Here is a 6,548-nt window from a genome sequence, read left to right as displayed (position 1 = left end):
CTGGAGGCGTCCGTCGCCGCCCTCACCGCCGTTCCCGCCCGCGTGCTCGGCCGTGGCGACCTCGGCCTGCTGGCCCCCGGGTACCGCGCCGACGTCGTCGCCATCGCGGCGGCCGCCCTCGTCAACGAGCGCTACCTCGATCGGCGCTTCACCGTCCACCACCTCGCCGCCGAGCTGCGGATGCCCGCCCTGCTGCTGCGGCTGCGGTTCCGCCGCTGCTACGGGCTCGGCCTCGACGAGCACCTCGCCCTCCGCCGACTCGAGCTGGCCGCCGTCCTGATGGCGAGCACCCCCGTCGCTCTCGGCGGCCTCGACCGCATCGCCCGGGGCTCCGGCTACCGGGGCACCGCCGAGCTGGACCGCGACCACCGGAGGCACCGCCGGTCCTCCGCGCTGGCCGCCTGGTTCCGGGCCGCCCCGCGTCCCGAGCGCGAGCACCGACCCGGCACCCGGCCCGAGGAGGAGCTGCTCGCCGCAGCGCCGGGCGCCGCGACGCCGGCCCGCCCCAGCAGCATCCGCTCGGCACCGGTCACCCCGCTGAGGCGCCGCGCCTGAGCCCGGCCGCGGAGCGGTACAGTGCCACGATGCGCACCTCCGGAACCCGCCGATGACGGCCGTCCGCTACGTCGCGATCGGCGATTCCTTCACCGAGGGCGTCGGCGACGAGCGGCCGGACGGCACCCCCCGCGGCTGGGCCGATCTGACGGCCGCGGGATGGGCGGCGGCCACGGGCGAGCGGATCGAGTACGCCAATCTCGCGATCCGGGGCCGGCTCATCGCGCCGATCCTCGCCGAGCAGCTCGAGCCCGCGCTCGCCCTGGGACCGACCCACCTCTCCTTCAACGGAGGCGGCAACGACATGCTGCGCCCGCGCGCGGACATCGAGCGGATCGCCGACGCCTACCTCCGTGTGCTCGAGCGCTGCGACGAGCAGGGCGTCGTGCTGATCGCCCTGGCCGGCGCCGACCCGTCGGCGCGGCTCCCGCTCGGCTCGCTCATCCGCCGCCGCGGGGACGCGCTGACCGACGCCGTCCTGCGTCGGACGAGCCACCGGACCGACGTGGTCGTCGCCGACAACTGGCACGACCCCGCCTTCGCCGACCCGGAGCTGTGGTCGGAGGACCGTCTGCACCTCGGCCCGCGGGGGCACCGGCGGGTGGCCGACCGGGTTCTGCGGGCGCTCGGGCTCACGCCGCCCGCCGCGCTGCCCGACGCTCTCGAGCCCGCACTCCGGCGCGGCGGAACCGTGCAGTACTACCGGCAGCACGTCGCGCCGTGGGTGCAGCGCAGGCTCACCGGCACGTCCTCCGGGGACGGCCGCGCCGCGAAGTACGCGGGCTTCGTGCCGATCGACCCGGTCTGACGCCTCCTCCGAGGAGCACGGCCCTCGTTCGACGGGCAGGGATCTCCCCTGAGGCGCTCAGCGGCGACCACTCGTGGCCGCTCGACGGCGTCGAGCGCTCAGTGCCAGCCGTACCGCGCCGAGAGCACCCGGGCGACGGCGTCGTACCGAGCACGCTCCAGAGCTGCTCCTTCGCGGCGCATCCCGGCGGGGTGCACGCGGAACACGCGCTCCGGGTCGACCCAGCTGGGGCGCCCGTCCGGGTCCCAGCCGCCGGTGCCGACGGCCAGGTAGTCGGAGTGCTCCTTCGAGCTCAGCCGCACGGCGAGCACCGTCCCCGACTTCTCGACCGCGAGCACGAGCACCGGGCGGTCCTTGCCGCGGCCGTCGTCCTCCTCGTAGGGCACCCAGGTCCAGACGACCTCGCCCGGGTCCGGGTCGCCGTCGGGCGTGGGCGCGTAGCCCAGGCGGACCCCGCGGAGCCGCGACGGGTCGACCTCGACGGTGCGGCCCACTCCGCTCGCGCCCGGGGTCGGCGCCGTCGTGCTCAGGTACGGGCGCTGCGGGCGGGGCCCGGCGTCCGGCCGCGGGGCGACCGCGCGGCCGAGGAGTCGGAGGAGCAGGGACACGACCGAGCGCGAGGAGGGCACCCCGGAACCCTAGCCCGGATTCTCAGCCGCCCGCCCGCGGGGCGCGCCCGGCGGTCGCCCGTCCCGGACGCGCCGACGGGGTGCCGGCTCCGGAGAGCCGGCACCCCGTCGGGTGCTGCGGATTAGGGGGTCAGTCCGCCAGGACGTAGCCCGCCTCGCCGTGGATGGCCGTATCGATGCCGGCGATCTCGTCCTCGTTCTTCACGCGGAAGCCCATCGTCTTCTGGATGATCCAGCCGATGAGGAGCGTCATGACGAAGGAATAGGCGAGGACAGTGAAGGCCGCGAGGGCCTGCTTGCCGAGCTGGCTCGCGTCGCCGGTGAGGAACAGGCCCACGCCGGTGCCGAAGAAGCCGATGTAGAGCGTTCCGATGAGGCCGCCGACCAGGTGCACGCCGACCACGTCGAGCGAGTCGTCGTAGCCGAGGCGGTACTTGAGGTCGATCGCCAGGGCGCAGACGGCGCCGGTGATGACGCCCAGGACGATCGCCCAGAACGGCGACAGGCTGGCGCACGCCGGGGTGATCGCGACGAGGCCCGCGACCGCGCCCGAGGCGGCGCCGATCGAGGTGGGCTTGCCGTCCTTGATCTTCTCGACGACGAGCCAGCCGAGGATCGCGGCGGCCGGAGCGGCGATGGTGTTCAGGAAGGCGACGGCCGCGATGCCGTCGGCGGCGAGCTCGGAGCCGGCGTTGAAGCCGAACCAGCCGAACCACAGCAGTCCGGCGCCCAGGAGCACGAACGGCGGGTTGTGCGGCTGGTGCGCGCCCTTGGTGAAGTTGACGCGCTTGCCGAGCACCAGGGCGAGGGCGAGGGCCGCCGCTCCGGCGTTGATGTGGACGGCGGTGCCGCCCGCGAAGTCGATCGCGCCGACGCCGTAGGCGATCCAGCCGCCGTCGACGACGGTGGCGTCGTCGCCGAGGGTGAAGTTGAAGACCCACGAGGCGACCGGGAAGTAGACGACGGTGGCCCAGACACCGGCGAAGACCATCCAGGCGCCGAACTTCGCGCGGTCCGCGATGGCGCCGGAGATGAGCGCGACGGTGATGATCGCGAACGTCGCCTGGAACGCGGCGAAGGCCAGCGTCGGGTAGGCCGACGTCTGCTCGCCGAGCGCGTCGTTGTAGATGCCCTGCAGGCCGATCTGGGCGGTGTCGATGCCGAGGACGCCGTCGATGCCGACGAAGGTGTCGGTCCCTGCGGGGCCGGACGGGCCGTTGCCGAACGCGATCGCGTAGCCGTACAGGACCCAGAGGACCCCGATGAGGCCCATGGCTCCGAAGCTGAGCATCATCATGCTGATGACGCTCTTCGCACGCACCAGGCCGCCGTAGAAGAAGGCGAGCCCGGGGGTCATGAGCAGGACCAGCGCGGCTGCGATGAGCAGGAACGCGGTATTGCCTTGATCCATTGTTGAACCTCTCGTGAGTGTGCAGAGAAAAGCCCGGAGCGAGGACGCTGCGTCGGAGCACGGCCTGGAGACACGCGGGTGTCGGGTCACCTCGGGTAGCCGACAGTCTGGTGGCGCGAGGTTTCGTCCCGTGAGGCACCGCGTTTCGCGGAGGTTACGGCCGAGGCCCCTGTGTAAAAAGCGCGTTACGGGGCGCTGGCGGACGGCACGACGACGACCCCGGGAACACCGGGAGGAGAGCGGATCCGCCCTAGGAGCGGGGCGCCATCGAGGTGAGCGCGATGAGCCGCGACATCGAGCGCAGGTACTTCTTGCGGTAGCCGCCGCTCAGCATGTCGCCGCCGAAGACCTCGTCGAGAGGCGTCCCGGAGGCGAGGACCGGGATCTGCGCGTCGTAGACCCGGTCGATGAAGGCCACGAGGCGCAGGGCGTCGGTCTGGTCGGTCAGAGCGGTGACGCCCCGGAGCACGATGGTGTCGACGCCGTCGATCACCTTGATGTAGCGGGAGGGGTGCACGGTGCCCAGGTGGTGCACGGCGTCCGCGAACGGGTCGTCGGTGACGACGGAGCCGGCGGGGGCGGCCGCGACGAGAGCGTCGATCTCCCCGTCGGTGCGCACCACGGCGTGGCCCTCGATGTCGCGGCGCCGGTAGTCGGTGCCGTCGATCCGCATCGTCTCGAAGTGGGCGGCCATCGACTGGATCTCGCGGAGGAAGTCCGCCGCGGCGAAGCGCCCCTCGCCCAGAGCGTTGGGCGGGGTGTTCGAGGTCGCGGCGATGCGGGTCCCGGAGGCGACGAGCTCGCCGAGGAGCCGCGTCATCAGCATCGTGTCGCCCGGGTCGTCCAGCTCGAACTCGTCGATGCACAGCAGCGCCGAGCCCTTGAGGAGCGAGACGGTCGCCGCGTAGCCGAGCGCGCCGACGAGCGCGGTGTACTCGATGAACGTCCCGAAGTAGGTGCGGCCCGGCACCGCGTGCCAGATCGCCGCGAGCAGGTGGGTCTTGCCGACGCCGAAGCCGCCGTCGAGGTACACGCCCGGCTTGACCGCGGGGGCCTTCTTCCGGCCGAAGCCCAGGAAGCCGCCTCCGCCGCCCTTGGATCCGCCGCCGGCGGCGAACGCGCGGAGAGCCTCCACCGCGTCGGCCTGCGAGGGGTACTCCGGGTCGGGACGGTAGCTCTCGAAGGTGGCGCCCTCGAACTGGCGCGGGGGCACCAGCGTCGACGCGATCTCGTGCCCGCTGATCTGGGGCGAGCGGGCGGTCAGGCTGCTCGTCGATCGGACGTCGTCGGGGCTCACTCGCGTCTCGCATCCTGCGCACGGCGGGGGTCCGTGCGCTCAGTGGCGGCGGCCGCACCGGGCACGGAGCCGCCGCGGTTCTGTGTCGAACTCTTACGGCGCCCTCCGTGCGGCGTCGTCCGCGGACGCGTACTGTCGCTGAAGGGCGGGCTCCAGCGTAGCCCGCCGTGGAATCACGCCCGCGCTCCGCGCACCATCCTGGAGGTCCTCCTTGTCCGTCGAAACCGATCCGTCGCCGAAGTTCGCCTCCTACGCGCACCCCGAACGGCTCGTCAGCGCCGACTGGCTCGAGCAGCGCCTCGGCACTCCCGGTCTCGTCGTCGTCGAGTCCGACGAGGACGTCCTGCTCTACGAGACCGGTCACATCCCCGGCTCCGTCAAGATCGACTGGCACACCGACCTCAACGACCCGGTGCAGCGCGACTACATCGACGGTGCCGCGTTCGCCGCGCTCGTCGGCGGCAAGGGCATCGCCCGCGACACCACCGTCGTCGTCTACGGCGACAAGAACAACTGGTGGGCCGCCTACGCGCTCTGGGTCTTCACCCTCTTCGGCCACGAGGACGTCCGTCTGCTCGACGGCGGCCGCGACAAGTGGCTCGCGGAGGGCCGCCCGACGACCACGGACGCCTCCTCCCCGGAGCTCGCCGAGTACCCGGTCGTCGAGCGCAGCGATGCCGAGATCCGCGCCTTCAAGGACGACGTCCTCGCGCACTTCGGCAACCCGCTGATCGACGTCCGCTCCCCGGAGGAGTTCACCGGGCAGCGCACCACGGCGCCGGCCTACCCGGAGGAGGGCGCCCTGCGCGCCGGTCACATCCCCAGCGCGCAGAACGTGCCCTGGGGCAGGGCCGCCGCCGAGGACGGCACCTTCCGCCCCCTCGACGAGCTGAACGGCATCTACCGCGAGGGCGCGGGGCTGAAGGACGGCGACTCCGTCATCGCCTACTGCCGGATCGGCGAGCGCTCCGCCCACACCTGGTTCGTGCTGACCCACCTCCTCGGCTTCGAGGGCGTCCGCAACTACGACGGCTCCTGGACCGAGTGGGGCAGCGCCGTCCGCGTCCCGATCGTGCAGGGCGCCGAGCCCGGCGAGGCCCCCGCGGCCCGCTGACGCGTCACGACGGAGGCCGGGAGCGCCGATCCGCCCGTCGACGGGCCGGATCCGGGCTCCCGGCCTCCGCTGCGACCGCCCGCCGCCCCTCCCCCGATGAGACACTGGACCGGATGACCGACACCACGCTCCCCGACGCTCTGCGCGACATCCGCGAGGAGTTCCTCGCCCTCGAGAAGCCGGAGCGCCTGCAGCTCCTGCTCGAGTTCTCGAACGAGCTCCCCGACCTGCCCGAGCGCTACCGCGACCACCCGGACCTCTTCGAGCGCGTGGAGGAGTGCCAGGCGCCGGTCTTCATCGTCGTCGACGTCGACGGCGGGATCGTGCACCTGCACGCCACTGCTCCCCGCGAGGCGCCCACGACGCGCGGCTTCGCGTCGATCCTGGCGCAGGGCCTGGCCGGACTCACCCCCGAGCAGGTGCTCGCCGTCCCCGACGACTTCCCGCAGACCATCGGCCTCTCGGAGGCGGTCTCGCCGCTGCGCCTGCGCGGCATGACCGCGCTGCTCGGCCGCACCAAGCGGCAGGTCCGCGCGCACCTGGCCGCATGATCCTCCGGCCGCTCGTCCCCGCCGGTCCGCCGATCGTGATCGGAGAGGAGGGCGCGCGAGCGGCGGTCGCGGACGCCTGGCGTCCCGACGAGGCGGTGCGCGTGCGCCTGAACATGATCGCGAGCGTCACCGGCTCCAGCACCGGCTCCGACGGCACCAGCGAGACGCTCACCAACCGCGTCG

7 protein-coding genes and 1 pseudogene are annotated in these 6,548 nt (G+C 73.1%); 5 read left to right on the top strand and 3 right to left on the bottom strand.

The window, feature by feature from the left end; translation table 11 throughout:
- Together C5C27_RS18210 and C5C27_RS16175 are read left to right on the top strand one after the other, a co-directional pair.
- Positions 1-555 (top strand): hypothetical protein (locus tag C5C27_RS18210; RefSeq protein WP_374955286.1); only part of this gene is annotated, 555 nt, incomplete at its 5' end.
- A gap of 52 nt (positions 556-607) precedes the next feature.
- A complete protein-coding gene (locus C5C27_RS16175; RefSeq protein ID WP_104314919.1) occupies positions 608-1,363 on the top strand; it encodes an SGNH/GDSL hydrolase family protein in 756 nt (251 codons plus the stop codon).
- A 98-nt stretch (positions 1,364-1,461) separates the two neighbouring features.
- Here C5C27_RS16175 and C5C27_RS16170 read toward each other — a convergent pair whose 3' ends face one another.
- The 3 genes from C5C27_RS16170 to zapE all read right to left on the bottom strand — a co-directional run bounded on the left by C5C27_RS16170 (position 1,462) and on the right by zapE (position 4,700).
- Positions 1,462-1,992 carry a type II toxin-antitoxin system PemK/MazF family toxin gene (locus C5C27_RS16170; protein WP_167299028.1) on the bottom strand — a complete coding sequence of 177 codons (531 nt, stop codon included), beginning with the start codon at positions 1,990-1,992 and terminating at the stop codon, positions 1,462-1,464.
- Between the two features lie 130 nt (positions 1,993-2,122).
- Positions 2,123-3,403, bottom strand: coding sequence for an ammonium transporter (locus tag C5C27_RS16165; RefSeq protein ID WP_104222080.1), 1,281 nt, complete (start codon positions 3,401-3,403; stop codon positions 2,123-2,125).
- A gap of 250 nt (positions 3,404-3,653) precedes the next feature.
- Complete coding sequence (gene zapE / locus C5C27_RS16160) at positions 3,654-4,700, bottom strand: cell division protein ZapE (RefSeq protein WP_104238765.1); 1,047 nt, start codon at positions 4,698-4,700, stop codon at positions 3,654-3,656.
- Positions 4,701-4,911: 211 nt separating this feature from the next.
- Here zapE and C5C27_RS16155 point away from each other — a divergent pair, with 211 nt between their 5' ends.
- The 3 genes and pseudogenes from C5C27_RS16155 to C5C27_RS16145 all read left to right on the top strand — a co-directional run.
- A complete protein-coding gene (locus tag C5C27_RS16155; protein ID WP_104314918.1) occupies positions 4,912-5,814 on the top strand; it encodes a sulfurtransferase in 903 nt (300 codons plus the stop codon).
- A 113-nt stretch (positions 5,815-5,927) separates the two neighbouring features.
- Positions 5,928-6,365 (top strand): SufE family protein, encoded by a 438-nt coding sequence (locus tag C5C27_RS16150; protein ID WP_104238764.1) that lies wholly within the window; start codon positions 5,928-5,930, stop codon positions 6,363-6,365.
- Positions 6,362-6,548, top strand: a pseudogene (locus C5C27_RS16145) (hypothetical protein); the annotation flags it as partial. The gene C5C27_RS16150 and the pseudogene C5C27_RS16145, both read left to right, overlap by 4 nt.

The sequence above is a fragment of the Rathayibacter sp. AY2B7 genome, assembly GCF_002931635.1.
Classification (GTDB): domain Bacteria; phylum Actinomycetota; class Actinomycetes; order Actinomycetales; family Microbacteriaceae; genus Rathayibacter.
This window is presented reverse-complemented; position numbering and strand designations above follow the sequence as displayed.